Origin of the sequence: Pseudomonas sp. B21-035 (genome assembly GCF_024748945.1) — a bacterium.
GTDB lineage: Bacteria > Pseudomonadota > Gammaproteobacteria > Pseudomonadales > Pseudomonadaceae > Aquipseudomonas.
Genome location: NZ_CP087179.1, coordinates 2,183,540 through 2,200,277, shown reverse-complemented (window position 1 = coordinate 2,200,277; position 16,738 = coordinate 2,183,540). Strand labels below are relative to the sequence as shown.

Annotated in this window: 17 protein-coding genes; 13 read left to right on the top strand and 4 right to left on the bottom strand. The window is 63.7% G+C overall.

The window, feature by feature from the left end:
- Nucleotides 1-47 precede the first annotated feature (47 nt).
- Nucleotides 48-959 carry a LysR family transcriptional regulator gene (locus tag LOY22_RS10130; RefSeq protein ID WP_045201538.1) on the top strand — a complete coding sequence of 304 codons (912 nt, stop codon included), beginning with the start codon at nt 48-50 and terminating at the stop codon, nt 957-959.
- Here the strand turns inward: LOY22_RS10130 and LOY22_RS10125 are convergent.
- From LOY22_RS10125 to LOY22_RS10115, 3 genes are all read right to left on the bottom strand, one after another.
- Nucleotides 926-2,428 carry an amino acid racemase gene (locus LOY22_RS10125; protein WP_258597319.1) on the bottom strand — a complete coding sequence of 501 codons (1,503 nt, stop codon included), beginning with the start codon at nt 2,426-2,428 and terminating at the stop codon, nt 926-928. The two genes, LOY22_RS10130 and LOY22_RS10125, sit on opposite strands and share 34 nt — an antisense overlap.
- A 31-nt stretch (nt 2,429-2,459) precedes the next feature.
- Complete coding sequence (locus LOY22_RS10120; RefSeq protein ID WP_258597318.1) at nt 2,460-3,773, bottom strand: MFS transporter; 1,314 nt, start codon at nt 3,771-3,773, stop codon at nt 2,460-2,462.
- Between the two features lie 177 nt (nt 3,774-3,950).
- A complete protein-coding gene (locus LOY22_RS10115; RefSeq protein WP_258597316.1) occupies nt 3,951-4,874 on the bottom strand; it encodes a carbon-nitrogen hydrolase family protein in 924 nt (307 codons plus the stop codon).
- Nucleotides 4,875-5,093: 219 nt separating this feature from the next.
- On the opposite strand from LOY22_RS10115, the gene LOY22_RS10110 reads away from it, so the two are divergent.
- The 7 genes from LOY22_RS10110 to LOY22_RS10080 all read left to right on the top strand — a co-directional run bounded on the left by LOY22_RS10110 (nt 5,094) and on the right by LOY22_RS10080 (nt 10,852).
- Nucleotides 5,094-5,549 (top strand): multidrug/biocide efflux PACE transporter, encoded by a 456-nt coding sequence (locus tag LOY22_RS10110; protein WP_258597314.1) that lies wholly within the window; start codon nt 5,094-5,096, stop codon nt 5,547-5,549.
- Between the two features lie 61 nt (nt 5,550-5,610).
- Nucleotides 5,611-6,276 (top strand): S24 family peptidase, encoded by a 666-nt coding sequence (locus LOY22_RS10105; protein ID WP_258597312.1) that lies wholly within the window; start codon nt 5,611-5,613, stop codon nt 6,274-6,276.
- A 113-nt stretch (nt 6,277-6,389) separates the two neighbouring features.
- Nucleotides 6,390-6,683, top strand: coding sequence for a helix-turn-helix transcriptional regulator (locus LOY22_RS10100; protein ID WP_045201548.1), 294 nt, complete (start codon nt 6,390-6,392; stop codon nt 6,681-6,683).
- A 99-nt stretch (nt 6,684-6,782) separates the two neighbouring features.
- A complete protein-coding gene (locus LOY22_RS10095) occupies nt 6,783-8,072 on the top strand; it encodes an FAD-binding oxidoreductase (protein WP_258597310.1) in 1,290 nt (429 codons plus the stop codon).
- A gap of 12 nt (nt 8,073-8,084) precedes the next feature.
- On the top strand, nt 8,085-8,642 hold the full coding sequence (locus tag LOY22_RS10090) for a helix-turn-helix domain-containing protein (RefSeq protein WP_093384648.1): 558 nt from the start codon (nt 8,085-8,087) through the stop codon (nt 8,640-8,642).
- Nucleotides 8,643-8,665: 23 nt separating this feature from the next.
- Nucleotides 8,666-10,018, top strand: coding sequence for a glutamine synthetase family protein (locus LOY22_RS10085; protein WP_258597307.1), 1,353 nt, complete (start codon nt 8,666-8,668; stop codon nt 10,016-10,018).
- A 159-nt stretch (nt 10,019-10,177) separates the two neighbouring features.
- Nucleotides 10,178-10,852 (top strand): polysaccharide lyase family 7 protein, encoded by a 675-nt coding sequence (locus tag LOY22_RS10080; protein ID WP_258597305.1) that lies wholly within the window; start codon nt 10,178-10,180, stop codon nt 10,850-10,852.
- Here the strand turns inward: LOY22_RS10080 and LOY22_RS10075 are convergent.
- The gene (locus LOY22_RS10075; RefSeq protein ID WP_258597303.1) at nt 10,824-11,717 is read right to left on the bottom strand and encodes a LysR substrate-binding domain-containing protein; all 894 of its coding nucleotides are present in this window, start codon (nt 11,715-11,717) and stop codon (nt 10,824-10,826) included. The two genes, LOY22_RS10080 and LOY22_RS10075, sit on opposite strands and share 29 nt — an antisense overlap.
- 125 nt (nt 11,718-11,842) lie before the next feature.
- On the opposite strand from LOY22_RS10075, the gene LOY22_RS10070 reads away from it, so the two are divergent.
- From LOY22_RS10070 to LOY22_RS10050, 5 genes are all read left to right on the top strand, one after another.
- The gene (locus LOY22_RS10070; protein ID WP_258597301.1) at nt 11,843-12,904 is read left to right on the top strand and encodes an agmatine/peptidylarginine deiminase; all 1,062 of its coding nucleotides are present in this window, start codon (nt 11,843-11,845) and stop codon (nt 12,902-12,904) included.
- Nucleotides 12,901-13,806, top strand: coding sequence for an N-carbamoylputrescine amidase (gene aguB, locus LOY22_RS10065; RefSeq protein ID WP_258597299.1), 906 nt, complete (start codon nt 12,901-12,903; stop codon nt 13,804-13,806). The genes LOY22_RS10070 and aguB overlap by 4 nt, the downstream gene beginning before the upstream one ends.
- Complete coding sequence (locus LOY22_RS10060; RefSeq protein ID WP_258597297.1) at nt 13,803-14,894, top strand: extracellular solute-binding protein; 1,092 nt, start codon at nt 13,803-13,805, stop codon at nt 14,892-14,894. Before aguB ends, LOY22_RS10060 begins: the two co-directional genes overlap by 4 nt.
- A gap of 24 nt (nt 14,895-14,918) precedes the next feature.
- On the top strand, nt 14,919-16,034 hold the full coding sequence (locus tag LOY22_RS10055; RefSeq protein WP_093384678.1) for an agmatine/peptidylarginine deiminase: 1,116 nt from the start codon (nt 14,919-14,921) through the stop codon (nt 16,032-16,034).
- 84 nt (nt 16,035-16,118) lie between these two features.
- On the top strand, nt 16,119-16,718 hold the full coding sequence (locus LOY22_RS10050; RefSeq protein ID WP_093384682.1) for a TetR/AcrR family transcriptional regulator: 600 nt from the start codon (nt 16,119-16,121) through the stop codon (nt 16,716-16,718).
- Nucleotides 16,719-16,738: the final 20 nt, after the last annotated feature.

Here is a 16,738-nt window from a genome sequence, read left to right as displayed (position 1 = left end):
GTGCGTACGCCTATACTATAAATCAATCAACTATCAAGATATCTGATATGCATAGCATTGATATCGACTCTGTCGACTTGAACTTACTGCGAGTGTTTGTCGCCCTGATCGAAGAAGGCGGTGCCAGCCGCGCTGCGCTGCGCCTGGGGGTGACCCAGCCTGCGGTCAGTGCGGCCCTTGCGCGGCTGCGGGAAATTTACGCCGACCCGTTGTTCGAACGCACCGGCCGTGGCCTGCGCCCGACCCTGCGCGCCAACGAGCTGGCGCCGCTGATTGGCGAGGCCCTTAATCGCTGCCGGCAAGCCTTTGCGTTGTCGGTCGCCGGCAAAGACATCAAGGGCCGGACCATCACCATCGGCCTCTCCGACGACAGCGAAATCGCCCTGGGGCAAAGCCTGGTGGCGCTGATCGATGAACAACTGCACGGCCTGCGCATTCTGTTCCGCCAGACCCACAGCGGCCTGGTGCAGGACATGCTCATGCATCATCAGATCGATATCGCCGTGTCTGCCGGCGGGCTGTCGTCGCCGCTGATTGCCCGCCACCGCCTGGGCCGCGGCAACTACCTGTGCATCGCCGACGCTGACAACAGCATCCCCAGCAGCGCCGAGGACTACGCCCAGCGACCGCACCTGCTGGTGTCGTCGGGCGGTTTCGTCGGCATCGTCGACGAGGGGCTGAATGCGGCCGGCTACAAGCGCAGCATCCGCGCCTCGACCTCGCACTTTGCCGCAGTGCCGTTTCTGCTGGTGGGCTCGAAGCTGATCACCACGGTGCCCACCCACGCCGCCCGGGCCATGGAACGGGTCAGCACCCTGCAGACCTTTCCCTGCCCGGTGCCGCTGCCCTCCTACGACCTGGAAATCGGCACGCGGGTGGGCAGCAAGCACGACAGCACGCTGCAAACGGTCAAGTCGCTGATCATTCAACTGGTGGACAACACCTTCTGCCTGTCCTGAGGCCGGGCATCGAGCGCCAGTTGCACGCACGCGCGGGCCAGCACGGTGGTCGGGTCAACCACCGCCACCCGGTGCCGCCCCAGGGCCAAGGCCGGCACCGGGCTGAGCACCAAGGGCAGCTCGGTGCAGCCCAGAATCAACACCCCGGCACCCAGCTCGCACAGGTGCTCGGCGACCACCAGCAACTGCTCCTTGCAGATGCCCTCGGTAAACCCGGCCTTGATCCCGCGCGCCCCGTAAATCGCCTCCATCACCAGCGCCTGGTACTCGTGCCCCGGGGTGAGCAACTGCAGCCCGGCCGCCCGCGCGGCCTCATGATAGACAGCGCTTTGCAACGTGCCCGAGGTGGCCAGCAAGCCCACTGGCGTGCTCGATCCATGCTGCTCGACGATGCAGGCGATGGTCTCGTCGAGCATGTTGACGATCGGCACCTCAAGGTGCGGCTGGATACGCGCTACGAACGCATGAGCGGTGTTGCACGGGATGGCGATGGCATCGGCACCGGCGTCCGCCAGGCGCTGGCAGGTGGCGTAGAGGGCAATGGTCGGATCGGTTTCAGCCCTGAGCAGGTTCGCGGTGCGGTCGGGAATCTGCGGGTTGTGCTCGACCACCATTTTGATGTGGTCCTGATCCTTGCCGGCAGGCGTGTTGGCCACGACCTTATCCATGAAGTCCACCGTTGCCGCCGGCCCCACGCCGCCGACGACGCCGAGCTTGAACGGCGTCTCGGCGCGCCGGTAGTGCTCACTGGCGGCGAAGTCGGCATAGATCGCATTGCTGTCGAGCATGGCAATGCCGCTACGCTGCAAGGCCGCGCAGACCAGGGCCAGTTCGGTCATGCCCGGTACGATGACGGCCGCACCCTGCGCCTGCAGCGCGCCAGCCAGGCGCTGTACGGCCTCGAACGGCGCGCCGTCGAGCCCGCCGTGCTTGATGCCAGCCTCGCCGTACACCGCCGCCATCAAGGCTGCCTGCTCGACCGCCGACGGGTAGCTGAGGCGATAGTCGCCGCCCAGGTAGCGCTCGAACAGCCCGGACCCGCGAACCACATCCGAGGCCAGCACGCCGAGCACCGTCCCCGGCGCATACCGGCCGGCAATGTGCTGCTTGAGCGCCGCCATCATGTCGAGGATGCGCAGGCTCAGTTGCTCCTGGATCTCGCCCAGGAAGGTATGGCTGGCGAAGCACGGCAGCATCACCGTCTCGATACCGCGGGCCTCGAACGCCTTGCACAGTTCATAGACATAGAACTTGCGCGAGGCGATGCTGGCCCCGGCGTAAAGGGGCAACGCGGCATCGCTGAAAGCCTGCTGCTCCAGCAGCAGGTGGCAGTTGAACTGCTCGGCCAGCACCTGGCGCGAGCGGGTCAGCTTGTAGAACAGGTCTGCCCCGGCCAGCGCCCCCAAGCCGCCGATCACGCCGATTTTGCGTACCGCGACAGCTTCATCCGATTGCACTTTTGTCTTCATTGCCTTGACCTGTTGGTGGCTTGCGTCGGGTTCACAGTGATTCGCAGACTTCACCCTGCACCGCCAACGTTGGGCTCTCTTTGATAAGCCGGGCCGGCAGCGCCAGGATCAGCGCGCCAGCGCCGACCACCAGCAAGACGGCGAACAGGTACAGGCCGATATCCAGGCTGCCGGTGCTGGCCTTGACCAGCCCCAGCACCGTTGGGCTGGTGAAGCCGCCAAACAGCGCCAGGGAGTTGATCAGGGCAATGCCGCCGGCAGCTGATTCACTGCCCAGGTAACGGGTGGGGATGGTCCAGAACAACGGCATCGAGGCATACAAGCCGACCGCCGCCACGCTCAGGGTCACCAGGCCCAGCACCAGGTTGCCCGGCACCAGGGTGCAGGCGATCAACGCGCAGGCGGCCACCAGCATGCAGCTTGCCAGGTGCCAGCGGCGCTCGCCGACGGCATCGGAATGCCTGCCGATGACGATCATGCCGACGGCGCTGGCGATGTAGGGCACCGCTGTCAGCAGGCCGATATGGAAAGGGTCGTCGACGCCGTAGCTTTTGATCATCCCCGGCAGCCAGAAACCGAGAATGTAGAGCCCGGCCATTACCGAGAAATACACCAGCGCCAGGGCATAGATACGCGGGTCGCGTACCACCGCACCGAGTGCGTGGCTTGTGCTGCCGGTGGGCGTGCCAACCTCTGCGGCAATGCGCTGGCGCTCTTCGCGGCTCAGCCATGTTGCCTGCTCGGGCCGGTCGATCAGCAGGAAGCCGGCCAGAATACCGAGGATGACCGCCGGCGCCCCTTCGAGCAGGAACATCCACTGCCAGCCGTGCAAATCATGCACCCCTTCCATGGCGCGAATGATCCAGCCTGACAGCGGCCCGCCGAGAATGCCGGCGATGGCAATGGCCGACATGAACACGGCGATCACGCTGCCGCGCATGCGCACCGGAAACCAGTAGGTCAGGTAAAGGATGATGCCCGGGAAGAACCCGGCTTCGAACACCCCGAGGAAAAACCGCGCCAGGTAGAACTGCAAAGGCGTCTGCACAAACATCATGCAAGACGACACCAGCCCCCAGGAAATCATGATGCGCATGATGGTCTTGCGCGCACCGATGCGGGTCAGCAGCAGGTTGCTGGGCACTTCAAACAGCACATAACCGAGGAAAAACACCCCGGCGCCGAGCCCGTAGACCGCATCGCTGAAGTTCAGGTCCTGTTGCATGCGCAACGCGGCGAAACCGATATTGACCCGGTCCAGGTAAGAAACGATGTAGCTGACAAACAGCAGCGGCAATATCTTCCAGGCGATCTTGCGGTACAGCAGGTGCGAACCATTATTCATTTCTGACAAGCCTCTAGTATTTTTCTTATTGGTGCAGGGCAACGCAAAGCGCAGAAACTTCAAAGCAACGATCAACCTCAGAGCGTGTCGGAATCGACAGGCACCTGGCCTCAGGACGAAGCCAGGTGTGCAGCAACATCAGGGCAACCGGCGCACGCGCGCCCTGCCCACTTCGGGTTATTGCTGGAACTTCACCGAGCTTTTCGCCCGTTCATCAACCAGCAAGGTGAAGACATCCGGGCGCGAATAGTGGCCGACCACATCAAAGTCGTACCGCGCCTTGACCAGCTCGGCCGAATCGATCTGCACCACCAGCAAACCGGGGCCGTGCTTCAATGGCCCGGCAATCACCTCGCCCATGGGGCCGATGATCACGCTGTTGCCCTGCATCAGCGGACGGTCGTCATCCCAGTGCGGCAGGCTGGTGCCCAGGTCGCGTGGCGACGGCTGGTACTGGCAGGCGCTGACCAGAAAACAGCGCCCTTCGTGGGCGATATGGCGCATGGAGATTTGCCAGTTGTCGCGCTCGTCCACCGTCGGTGCACACCACACCTCGATGCCTTTGGCGTACATCGCCATGCGCAGCAGCGGCATGTGGTTTTCCCAGCAGATTGCCGCGCCGATCTTGCCCACCGGGGTATCGATCACCGGCAAGGTCGAGCCGTCGCCCTGGCCCCAGATCAGCCGTTCGCTGCCGGTCGGCATGAGTTTGCGGTGGTTGGCCACCAGGCCCTGCTCCGGCGAGAAGAACAGCGCCGAACAGAACAACGAGCTGCCACTGCGCTCGATGACACCGACCACCAGGTGCGCGCCGGTACGTTGCGCCAGGGCTGCGAGTTCGGCGGTTTCGGCGCCCGGCACATCGATGGCATTGGCAAAATAGCGCTCAAAGGCCTCGCGGCCTTCCGGCAGGCGATAGCCCATGTAGGTGCCGAAGATTTCGCCTTTCGGATAGCCGCCCAACAGGGCTTCGGGCATGACCACCAGCTGGGCGCCAGCGGCCTTTATTTCAGCCTCGTAGGCAAGAATCGCCTCCAGGGTTGGTTGTTTGCCGTCGGGGTGCGAACCCAGTTGCAGTGCTGCCACAGTAGAGAGGGTCATGGGTCGTTATTCTTGGGTGATGGATGGTGTGTGCATGCTCCTCTGGGCGTTGATATCGAGCAATCCGTCAAAACTTAAATCTGATATCAACTGTACTGATATCAGCACTTGAGCCAGGCAACCCAATCAATCCATCGCTTTTAGCGATGGAAGCTATTTTTCAAATAAGCAAAAAACCGATGAGAATGGCCTCACCGAAACACACCTTCAGGTGACGTCATGAAACTGCAAGCCACCCACAAATCCTTTGCTGAACGCATCGTCCACGCCGTCGGCTTCGAACTGATCGCCGTGCTGATCTGCGCACCGATCGGCGCCTGGCTGCTGAACCGCTCGATGCTGGAAATGGGCGCGCTGGCGGTGATGCTGTCGACCGTGGCGATGATCTGGAACATGCTCTACAACGCGGCGTTCGACCGTCTCTGGCCGGTCAGCCGGGTCGCGCGTACGGTCAAGGTCCGTGCCCTTCACGCCGGCGGCTTTGAAACTGGCTTTGTGCTGATCGGCGTGCCGATCGCAGCGCTGATGCTCGACGTGTCGCTGGTGCAGGCGTTCTTGCTGGAGATCGGTTTCTTCGCCTTCATGCTGCCCTACACCATGGCCTACAACTGGGCCTACGACCTGCTGCGCCAGCGCCTGCTGAGCGCACCGGCAAGCGTAGTGCGGGTGCAATAATCGCGTGAGTAACGCCGGGCCCCTCTTTAGCATCGAGCTAAATAGTGGCATTCTGCACCCCATGGATATCTACGCGATTCGCAAGCACAACCTGCTGCAGTTGCTCGGCACCCAACGCAAGGCCAGCTGTGCCGAGCGCTGGGGCATGAGCCCGGCGCACCTGAGCCAGATCCTGTCGCTGCGCACAGAAAAAAACCTCGGCGATGAAGTGGCCCGGCGCATCGAGCAGGCCGAGCGCCTGCCTGCCGGCTGGATGGATGTGCTACAGGGCGAGGCTGGTGTACCGGCCAGCGGCGAGTTCGTCAGCATCGCCCACTTCGACATCCGCGGTTCGATGGGCAACGGCAACACGCCACCGGCCCATGTCGAAGTAATCCGCGACCTGACCGTGCACCTGGACTGGCTGCGCGGCCAGGGCATCAGTTTTTCTGCCGCGCACAACCTGGCAATCATCAGCGGCGATGGCGACAGCATGGCCGGCACCTTCAACGACGGCGACCCGCTGCTGGTCGACCGTGGCATTCACGAGGTGCGCAGCGATGCCATCTTCGTGTTCAGCCTCGACGGCGACTTGTTCGTCAAACGCCTGCAACGCCTGACCGATGGCGCCTTGCGGATGATTGCCGACAATCCGCTGTACCCGCCGGTATTGATCGAAGGCGCGGCGCTGGAAAAACTGCACATTCATGGCCGGGTGCTACTAGTTTGGAACGCACGAAGAGTATGATGGCAAAACAACCGACCGCTCTGGTCGGTTAATGGACACTAGACAACAGCAGTAGGATGTAGCGATTCCAGCAACGGATTGCTCGACCGAATCCGTGTGACTGAGATCGAATCATGAGCGGTAATCTGTGGGTGTGGGAAGAAGAAGAGCTGCTGGCAATGCGCAGGGCATTTGCTGCACTCAAAGCCGGGCAACCCCAGGCAGAGCGGGTGTCGCAGCGGCGCATGGCCGCCGAGATGGGCGTCAGCGTCACCACCCTGAATGCCTACATGACCGGCAAGCGGGCGCTGGACGTCAAGTTCGCGCTGATGTTTGAACGCCTCACCGGCATCCCCACGCGCAGCTACAGCCCGCGCCTGGCTGACGAGATCGCAAGCCACCGGCACCATCACAAACCTGCGGTCTAGAGCCTGCGCGCCATTGAACGCTGAGCCTCGCTTGGCCTCGTGAAATTTATCTGGTAGTTTTTCATGAAAAAATACCAATAAAAATTCATGAGGTCCGTCGTGTTCAAGCAATCTGCCCAGCATGTCGCCAGCTATTACGCCCAGACCTACCCCGCCGCCATCCCTCTGCGCCCTACCCTGCAGGAACGCCTGGACACCGAGGTGCTGATCATTGGCGCCGGCTTCAGCGGCCTGCACACCGCCCTGCGCCTGGCGCTCGCCGGCAAGCGGGTGACCCTGGTGGAAGCCAGCCGGGTGGCCTGGGCGGCGTCCGGGCGCAACGGCGGGCAGGCGTTGCTGGGGTGGTCGTGCGACATGGCGCCGCTGGAAAAGGCCCTTGGCCAGGAACGCGCACGGCGCCTGTGGGACAGCATGCGCTGGGCCGCCAGCGAGCTGCGTGAATTGCCCGAGCGCCACGGTTTTGCCGTCGATTACCAGCGTGGCAGCCTGTGGGCGGCGGTGCTACCGCGACGGGTGGCCATGCTCCACGAGGCCAGGCACGAAGCCGAAACTAAATGGGGCTATGACCAGTTGCGGGTGATCGAGCGCGACGAATTGCCCGAATGGATCGGCAGCCCGCGCTACCAGGCCGCGCTGTACGATGCCGAAGGCGCCCACCTCAACCCGCTGAAACTGGCCCAGGGCCTGGCCAGCGCCATCGAAGCGGCCGGCGGGCGGATCTTCGAGCAAAGCCGGGTGCTCAGCTACCGCGATACCCCGGCAGGCTTTGTCGCCCGCACTGAAAAAGGCGAAATCCGCAGCGACGTGCTGGTGCTGGCCTGCAACGCCTACATCGACCAGCTTGACCGACCACTGTCGCAGCGCCTGCTGCCGGTGGGCTCCTATCAGGTGGCCACCGCGCCCCTGGACCCGGCCCTGGCCCGTTCGCTGCTGCCGCGCAACAGCTGCGTGATCGACAACCAGTTCGTCCCCGACTACTTCCGCCTGACCCCGGACCAGCGCCTGCTGTTCGGCGGCGGCTGTACCTACCTGGGCGGTATCCCCAAGGACGTTGCCGCCGCCACCCGCCCGGTGCTGGAACGGGCCTTCCCGCAGCTACAGGGCGTGGCGATCGACTACGCCTGGGGCGGCCATATCGACTGCAGCCTGCGCCGCACCCCGGACATCGGCCGCCAGGGCCAGCGCTACTGGCTGCAGGGCTTCTCCGGGCATGGCGTGCTGCCGACCCTGGCCGGCGCCCGCGCGGTGAGTGATGCGATCCTTAGCAACCACGATTTGCTGGCGTTGTACCAGGCCATCGACAACGGCCGTTTCCCCGGTGGCGACCTGCTCGCCGCGCCGCTGGAAGCTGCCGGCAAAGCCTGGTACCGCCTGCGCGACACTATTTGAGAGAGCCCCTTTATGGACATGCAGGAAGAAATCGAAAGCCTGGCGATCCTCATCCGCGACCTGCGCAAGCACCGCAACCTGACCCTCGGCGAGCTGGCCGAACGCATCGACCGCTCGGTGGGCTTTCTGTCCCAGGTCGAGCGCGGCCTGTCGCGCCCGACCGTGGCCGACCTCACCGCCATCAGCGAAACCCTGTGCGTGCCGACGACCTACTTCTACAACCTGAGCAAGCCGCGGCAAGTCGACTGGGTCACCCGCCCCGGCGAACGGCGCACCCTGTATTACGCCGCCGGGGTCACCGACGTGCTGGTCTCGCCCAAGCTCAACGGCGGTTTCTCGATGCTTGAAAGCCACCTGGCGCCCGGCGCGAGCAGCGGTGACGGGCACCTGGACGACAGCTCCGAGCAAGGCGGGTTTGTCCTTGAAGGCGAGTTGAGCCTCTGGCTCGATGACGCCCCAGAGCCGGTCACCCTGCAGGCCAACGACAGCTTCCAGCTGCCGCCGCACAGCCAGTTCCGCTACGCCAACCTGACCGAACACAGTACCCGGGTGCTCTGGGTATTCCGTTGAAACCAAGCGCAGGATCGCACGTGATGACAACAATAAAAGACTGCCCTGATCTGCTTAGTGAAGTACGCGCATTTCGCGCCGAGCATCCTCAGGTGCGTTATGTCGACCTGATCAGCCTGGACATCCCCGGGCACTTTTATGGCAAGCGCTACCCGATCGACATGCTCGAAAAAGTCGCCGCCGGCAGCGCCCTGAAACTGCCGCAGAACTGCGTGCTGCTCGGTGTTCAGGGCGGCCTGCACCCGATCGGCGACTACTGCTTCAACGACGGCGACCCGGACGCGCCACGGCGGCTGATCCCCGGCACTCTCAAGCCGGTGCGCTGGGAGAACCAGCCGCTGGGGCAGATGCTGATCAGCTCTGACGGCACCGCCGCGCCCATTGAGTTCGAGCCCCGAGAAGTGCTGGCGCGGGTGCTGCAACGCCTGGAACGGCGCGGCATTCGCCCGGTGGTGGCCTTTGAGCTTGAGTTCTACCTGTTCGACCGCGCGCTCAAAGACGGCCTGCCGCAGTTCCCCCGCGACCCGTTCAGCGGCGATGCCGATGACCAGCCGAACATGCACATCGAGCGCCTGTCGCGCTACTCCGACGTGCTGCGGGACATGGTCGAGGCCGCCAACGAGCAAGGCGTGGACGCCAACGTCATTACCGCAGAACTGGGCCCCGGACAGTTCGAGATCAACTTCGGCCACTGCGACGACGGCCTGCGCGCCGCCGACTGGGCCGCCCTGTTCGCCCGCAGCACCCGTGGCGTGGCGCTCAAGCACAGCATGCGCGCCAGCTTCATGAGCAAGCCCTACCTCGACGCGCCGGGCAGCGGCATGCACGTGCATGTCAGCCTCTACGACCAGCAGGGCAACAACCTGCTGGCTGCCGACAACCAGCGCCCGCTGCGCCATGCCGTGGCTGGCTGCCTGGAGTTGCTGCCGCAGTGCATGCCGATCTTTGCCGCCAACCACAACGCGATGCGCCGCTACGGCGCCATGGTCAACGCCGCGAGCCGCGCCAGCTGGGGCTTTGAAGACCGCGACGCGTGCATTCGCATCCCCGAATCGGACCCACGCAACCTGCGCATCGAACACCGTCTGGCCGGCGCCGACGCCAACCCATACCTGGTGCTGGCAGCGATTTTAAGTGGCATGGAACACGGTTTGGAGGCCGGCAAAGAGCCGATTGCGCCGCTCAACGAAGACCGCAGCAGCGGCATCGACTTTCCCAAGGACATGCTCGCGGCGGTGGCGGCCATGCGTCATCACCCGGTGGTCAATGAGCGGTTGGGCAGTGAGTTCGTCATGGTCTATTGCGAGAACAAGAGGCAGGACCACCTGGCGTTCATGCATGAAGTAAATGCGCGGGAGTATCGCTGGTTTCTCTAGACTGCGCCGGCCTCATCGCGGGTCTCGACTTGATCCGCGATAGGGCTCGAAGCCGAGCGCAGTTTAGCTATTGACGAAATTTTAGCTTGCAGCTAATTATTAGCTCAAGCCCACATCCATTTCAGAGAGGGCCCACACCGAAAACCGAAGGAGAAACCCATGAGCGTCAACATTGACCGCCTAACAATCACCACCCCGGTACCCAAGTCCACCAGCGACCCCACCGCCCTGGAACTGACCGGCGCCCAGGCCCTGGCGCAACTGCCGAAAATCATCGCCAGGCTCGACGACGGCTCGGTCCGCTTCACCGCCCCAACCAAAGGCGCGTCGAGCAAAAGCACCCACCGCACCCGCTGCGAATGGAAAGAACCGACCTACTGGTCGCTCGCCAGCGCCAGCAAACACCACAACCACCAGAGCATGACCCTGAGCAAGGTCAACGCGGCGCAGAAGGTGGTGATCTCGCAACTGCACGTCAAAGACGACGACAGCCCGGTGGTCAAGGTGTTCTGGAACAAGGGCAAGCTCACTTACGGCTTTCGCCGAAGCTACAACCAGAGCGCCCCGGCCAGCGTCACCCTGCTGGCCAATGTGCCGCTGGGCACCGCGTTCGAGATCATTCTCGATGTCACCGCCAAGGGCGTGGTGACCCTCGCTGCCACCTGCAAGGGCAGCACCGCCAGCAGCGGACCATTGCAGATGGATGCCAGCTGGAACAGCCGCACCTTCAACTTCCACGGCGGCGTCTACAACCAGGTTGATTACAGTGACAGCACGCCGGCCAGCGACGGCTCGGTCTGCATCATCAGCGCGCTGGCGCTGGGTCACCATTAAGCCCTGAGCCCTCTGCCAGGCACTGCTCAAGCCACTGGCAAAAGCTCACAGTCAAGGCCTCCCCTTCACTGTTACGGTGCACCAGCCACGCCCACTTGGGCCCGCGCACAGTCTGCTCGGTCAGCGCTACCAGGTTGCCTTGCGCACGCGCCTGCCCGGCCAGCAAGCCACTCACCAGGGCAATGCCCAAGCCCTGGCTGGCAGCGTCAAGCAACTGCCCGGGGTCGGAAAAATTCAGGCCCTGCAGCTTCTGCCCCACAGCCTCGCCACCCTGGGTGTGCCAGTAGCTCCAGTCCATTTCCCGCTCGCCGTGCAGGGTGGTCCGCCGCGCCACGTCGAGCTCCAGCAGGCGCGGGTGACAGGCCGGGTACAGCCGATCCTGCAACAACACGTGAAAGCTGCAATCGGCCTGGGCACTGATGTCGTCGCGCACGGCAATGTCGATGGTCTGGGTGGTCATGTCAGGGATTTCATCGCTGGTGAACAGCCACAGGTCCACCTCCGGGTGCAGCCGATGAAAGTCGCCCAGGTGCGGCACCAGCCAGTGCCGGGCAAACGCCGGCGTGGTGTTGACCACCAGTTGGTTGGGCTTGCGGTACTGCTCCAGGCGACGGATGCCAACGGTCAGTTGCTGCAGCATCACCTGGGTGGTGCTGAGCAGGTCGTGGCCGGCATCGGTAAGCGACACGCTGCGCCCTTCGCGAAAGAACAGCGGTTGCTCCAGGTAGTTTTCCAGGCTGCGGATCTGCTGGCTGATCGCCGATTGGGTCAGGTGCAGCTCTTCGGCAGCCTTGTGAAAACTGCCCAGGCGCGCCGCCGCTTCAAAACCGCGCAGCGTGTTCAGAGGTGGCCAGTGTTTCAGCATGATTGATAAGCCCAGCTAATCATATATCGGCAAAATCCATCGTTTGTTCAGGTGCAGACCCCAGTTATAGCATGGACACCCCGGCAACCTTGCTGAAAACAATTACTTAACTGAAGGGTATTGCAATGCACAACGACAGCGCCAACAACAACGGCTGGTTCATGCCCGCCGAATGGGCTCGCCACGCTGCCACCTGGATGGTCTGGCCGCACAACCAGGCCCTGTGGGAGTCGACCTGGGGCGTCACCCTGGCGGCTGTGCAGGTGGATTTCGCCCGGGTCGCCAACGCCATCGCCCGCTTCGAGCCGGTGAAAATGGTCGTCGACCCCAGCGCCGTCAGCCAGGCCCGCGCGTTGTGCGGGGCCAACATCGAGCTGATCGAAATCGCCGTCAACGACAGCTGGTGCCGCGACTCCGGCCCAAGCTTCATCTGCCACCCGCAGCGAGGCCTGGCCGGGGTCAGCTGGCGCTTCAACGCCTGGGGCGGCAAGTCGGCCCACGACCTCGATGAAGGCCTGGCCCGGCGCGTGCTCAATGGCCTGGGCCTGCCATGCTTCGGCAGTTTTCTGGCCAACGAAGGCGGCGCCATTCATGTCGATGGCGACGGCACGCTGATCACCACCGAATCGGTCCTGCTCAACCCCAACCGCAACCCGGGCCTGGGCAAGCAGGACATGGAAGAAATCTTCGTCCGCCTGCTGGGGGTGAACAAGGTCATCTGGCTGCCGGGCGACCCGGACTACGTCACTGGCGACATGACCGATGGCCACGTCGACGGCGTCTGCGCGTTCGCCCGGCCGGGCGTGCTGCTGGTCGATGCCACCGAAGATCAAACCTCGGTCTACGCCCAGGTGGCGAAGGAGAACCGCCGCGCCCTGGAACTGGCGACCGACGCCCGTGGCCGCAGTTTCGAGCTGATCGACCTGTACGAAGCTTCCGCTGCGGTCGACACCGATGCCGAAGTGTTCTGCGCCTCCTACACCAACTTCTACCTGTGCAACGACGCGGTGATCATGCCCGCCTACGGTATCGACGCCGACCAGCAGGCCGCCGCCACCCTGCAGCAGGCCTTCCCCGGCCGCAGCGTGGTACCGGTGCAAATCAACCAGCTGGCCCATGGCGGTGGCGGCGTGCATTGCATCACCCAGCAGCAACCGGCCTGGCCCCTGAAAGGAGCCAAGCCATGAGCGCGCTGAGTGTCGCCAGCCTGCAGCTGGCCTGCAGCTGGAACCTTGAAGACAACCTCGATAACGCCGAGCGGCTGGTGCGCGAGGCGGCGGCGGCCGGGGCCAGGCTGATCCTGCTGCCCGAGCTGTTCGCCACGCCCTACTTCTGCATCGAGCAATGCCACGAGCACCTGGCTCTGGCGCAACCCTATGAAAACAGCCCGCTGTTGCAGCGCTTTGCCGCCCTGGCGGCGGAACTGAACGTGGTATTGCCGCTGAGCTGGTTCGAGCAGGCCGGCAATGCCTACTTCAATTCGCTGACCGTCGCCGATGCCGACGGGCGCTTGCTCGGCGTCTACCGCAAGACCCACATCCCCAACGCCATCGGCTACCAGGAAAAGGAATACTTCAGCCCCGGCGATACCGGTTTCAAGGTCTGGGACACCGCCGTCGGGCGCCTGGGCGTGGGCATCTGCTGGGACCAGTGGTTCCCCGAGACCGCCCGCTGCCTGGCCTTGCAAGGTGCAGAAATCCTCTTGTTTCCCACCGCCATCGGCTCCGAGCCCGGCGCTGCGGCGCTGGATTCGCGCGACCATTGGCAACTGACCCAGCGCGGCCACTCCGCCGCCAACATCCTCCCGGTGATCACCGCCAACCGCACCGGCGTTGAAGTGGCGCGCAGCGATGCCGAGCTGCACATGCGTTTTTATGGATCGTCGTTCATCACCGACCACAAGGGCCGCCTGCTGGCCGAAGCCGATCGCGACAGCCCTTGCATGCTGCTGGCCGAGCTGGACCTGGCGCACATGCGCGAAGAGCGCCTGACCTGGGGCATCTACCGCGACCGCCGCCCGGAAATGTACGCCACCCTGTTGAGCCTGGACGGCCGTCACCCACACAGCACCTGGAGGCATGGCGCATGAACAGCCTGAAAACCCTGATCGCCCTTTCCCTGGCCCTGGGCTGCAGCCTGGCCAACGCCGAAGACAAAGTGCTGCGCCTGTACAACTGGGCCGATTACTTTGCCGAAGACACCCTCAAGGATTTCACCGCCCAGACCGGCATCAAGGTCATTTATGACGTCATGGACAGCAGCGAAACCCTGGAGGCCAAGCTGCTCTCGGGCAACAGCGGCTACGACCTGATTTTCCCCGGCGACACCGTGGCCGAACGCCTGGCCCGCGCCGGCGCCCTGCAAAAGCTCGACCCGGCCAAACTCGAACACCTGGCAGACATCGAGCCCGGCCTGCAGCGCCTGCACCAGCGCCACCCCAACTCGCGCGAGAGTACCGTGCCCTACACCTGGGGCAGCATTGGCCTGACCTACAACCGCGCGGCCATCGAGCAGCGCATCGCCAATGCCCCGGTCAACAGCCTCGACCTGCTGTTCAAGCCAGAAAACGCCGCGCTGCTGGCCGACTGCGGCATCTCGATGATCGACTCGCCCGACGAAGTGCTGGCGGTGGTGCTGCACTACCTGGGCAAGGACCCACGCAGCGGCAAGGCCGATGATTTGCTCGCCGCCCGGCAGATGCTCGGGGCGATCAAGCCGTACATCCGCAAGTTCCAGTCGCAGCCGGTGACCCAGCTGGTCAATGGTGACACCTGCATTTCCCTCGGTTACAGCGGCGACATGATCCAGGCCCAGCGCACCGCCGATGCCGCCGGTAAAAAGGTCGAGTTCCGCTACCACATCCCGGTGGAAGGCACGACCATCTGGATGGACAGCATGGCCATTCCCGCCGATGCCGCCCACCCGGAATACGCCTACGCTTTTATCAACTTCGTCATGCAGCCGCAGCAGATGGCCGCCATCAGTTCGTTCACCGGCTACCCCACCTCCAGCGCCAAGGCACGGCCGCTGGTCGAGCCGCAGATGCGTGACAACCCGGACATTTACGTCAGCGACGAAACCTACGCGCGGCTGATCCCGGGCAAGGACATTACCCAGAAAGACATGCGCGCGCGCATGCGTACCTGGACCACCCTCAAGACTTCCTCGGCCCATTGAGCCGTCACTACGAGAGCCACACCGATGACACCCCGTCGTACCTTTCTCAAGCATCTGTCAGTCGCCGCCGGCATTGCCGGCCTGGGCCTGGGCCCGTTGCGCCTGGCCATGGCCGCTGACCAGCGCTGGTTCATGCCCGAAGAAGACCAGGCCCAGCGGCGGATCTTCCTGGCGTTTGCCGCCGCCGAAAATGTCTGGGAAGACCAGGCGGACGCGGTCAACAGCTGCATCGCACAACTGGCCCGGACCATCGCCCGCTACCAGCCGGTCAGCGTACTCTGCCGCCCCGAAGACCTGGCCGATGCACGCGAGCAATGTGGCAGCGACAACATCGAGTTCCTGCCCATGGCGCTGGACGACATCTGGATCCGCGATTACGGCGGCTGCTTCGTCATCGACGACGACGGCAACAGCGCGCTGATGGACTTCAACTTCAACGGCTGGGGCAACAAGCAACGCCACCGCAACGACAGCCGCGTGGCGGCAACGCTGAGCGAAACCCTGAACGTGCCCTACCTGCAAAGCGAGCTGACTGGCGAAGGCGGCGGCATCGAAGTGGACGGCCACGGCACGGCGATCATCACCGAAAGCTGCTGGGTCAATGCCAACCGCAACCCCGACTGGAGCCGCAGCGATGTCGAGGCCGAGCTTAAAGCCAACCTTGGCCTGCGCAAGATCATCTGGCTGCCGGGCATCAAGGGCCAGGACATCACCGATGCCCACGTTGACTTCTACGCGCGCTTCGTCGAGCCGGGGGTGGTGATCGCCAACCTCGACAACGACCCGGACTCCTACGATTACCGGGTCACCCGCAAGCACCTGGAAATCCTCAAGCAGGCCACCGACGCCGACGGCCGCCGCTTGACCGTGCACCTGCTGCCGCCACCGGGCAAATTGCGCAGCAACCGCTTTACCCGCGACAACCCGGAGTTTGCCGCCGGCTACATCAACTACCTGCCGATCAATGGCGCGGTGATTGCCCCGCAGTTTGGCGACCCGAAAGCTGACCAGTACTGCAAGCAGTTGCTGGCCAAGTTGTACCCGGGGCGGACCATCGAGCAGGTCAACATCGACCCGATTGCTGCGGGCGGCGGCGGCATACATTGCATCAGCAAGAACATGCCCGACACCCGGCAGTAATCCCGCCAGTCGCCCTGCTCGCTTGACGGCGTGCAGCGGCAGGCCAATAATAGATCGATCAGTCAGTCTACTAATGAGCCAGACATGAGAACCGTAGACCCGGACAAAGTCGCCGCCAAACGCAAGCAGATCCTCGATGCGGCTATCGAATGCTTCGCGCGCAATGGCTTTCACTCCACCTCGACCGCGCAAATCTGCGCCGCTGCGGGCATGAGCCCGGGCAACCTGTTCCACTACTTCCCCAGCAAGAACGCGATCATCGAGGCCATTGCCCAGGACGACCAGCATGGCATGGCCGAGCTGATCGCCCACTACGCCAAGGCCAAGGACAGCCTCGCTGCAATCGAGAACATCGCCATCGCCATGATGGAGTTGTGCAGCGACCCCAGCTACGCCCGAATCAGCCTCGAAGTCGCCGCTGAAGCCTTGCGCAACCCTGAAGTCGGTGCCCTGCTTGCGGTCAATGACGCCAAGGTCAAGGCCGATCTGCAGGCCTTGCTCCAGCGTGGCATCGAAGCCGGGCAGATCGACCCGACGCTGGATACCTCGATGGCCGCGACCTGGCTGATCGCCCTGACCGAAGGCGGCATCGGCCGCGTCGTGCTCGAGCCCGGCTTCAAGGCCAAAGCCCATAAACCGGTGCTGCGCAAGATCATCCGCAGGTTCCTGCAGATTCAGCCATAGGCCGCCCGATATCAGCCTGT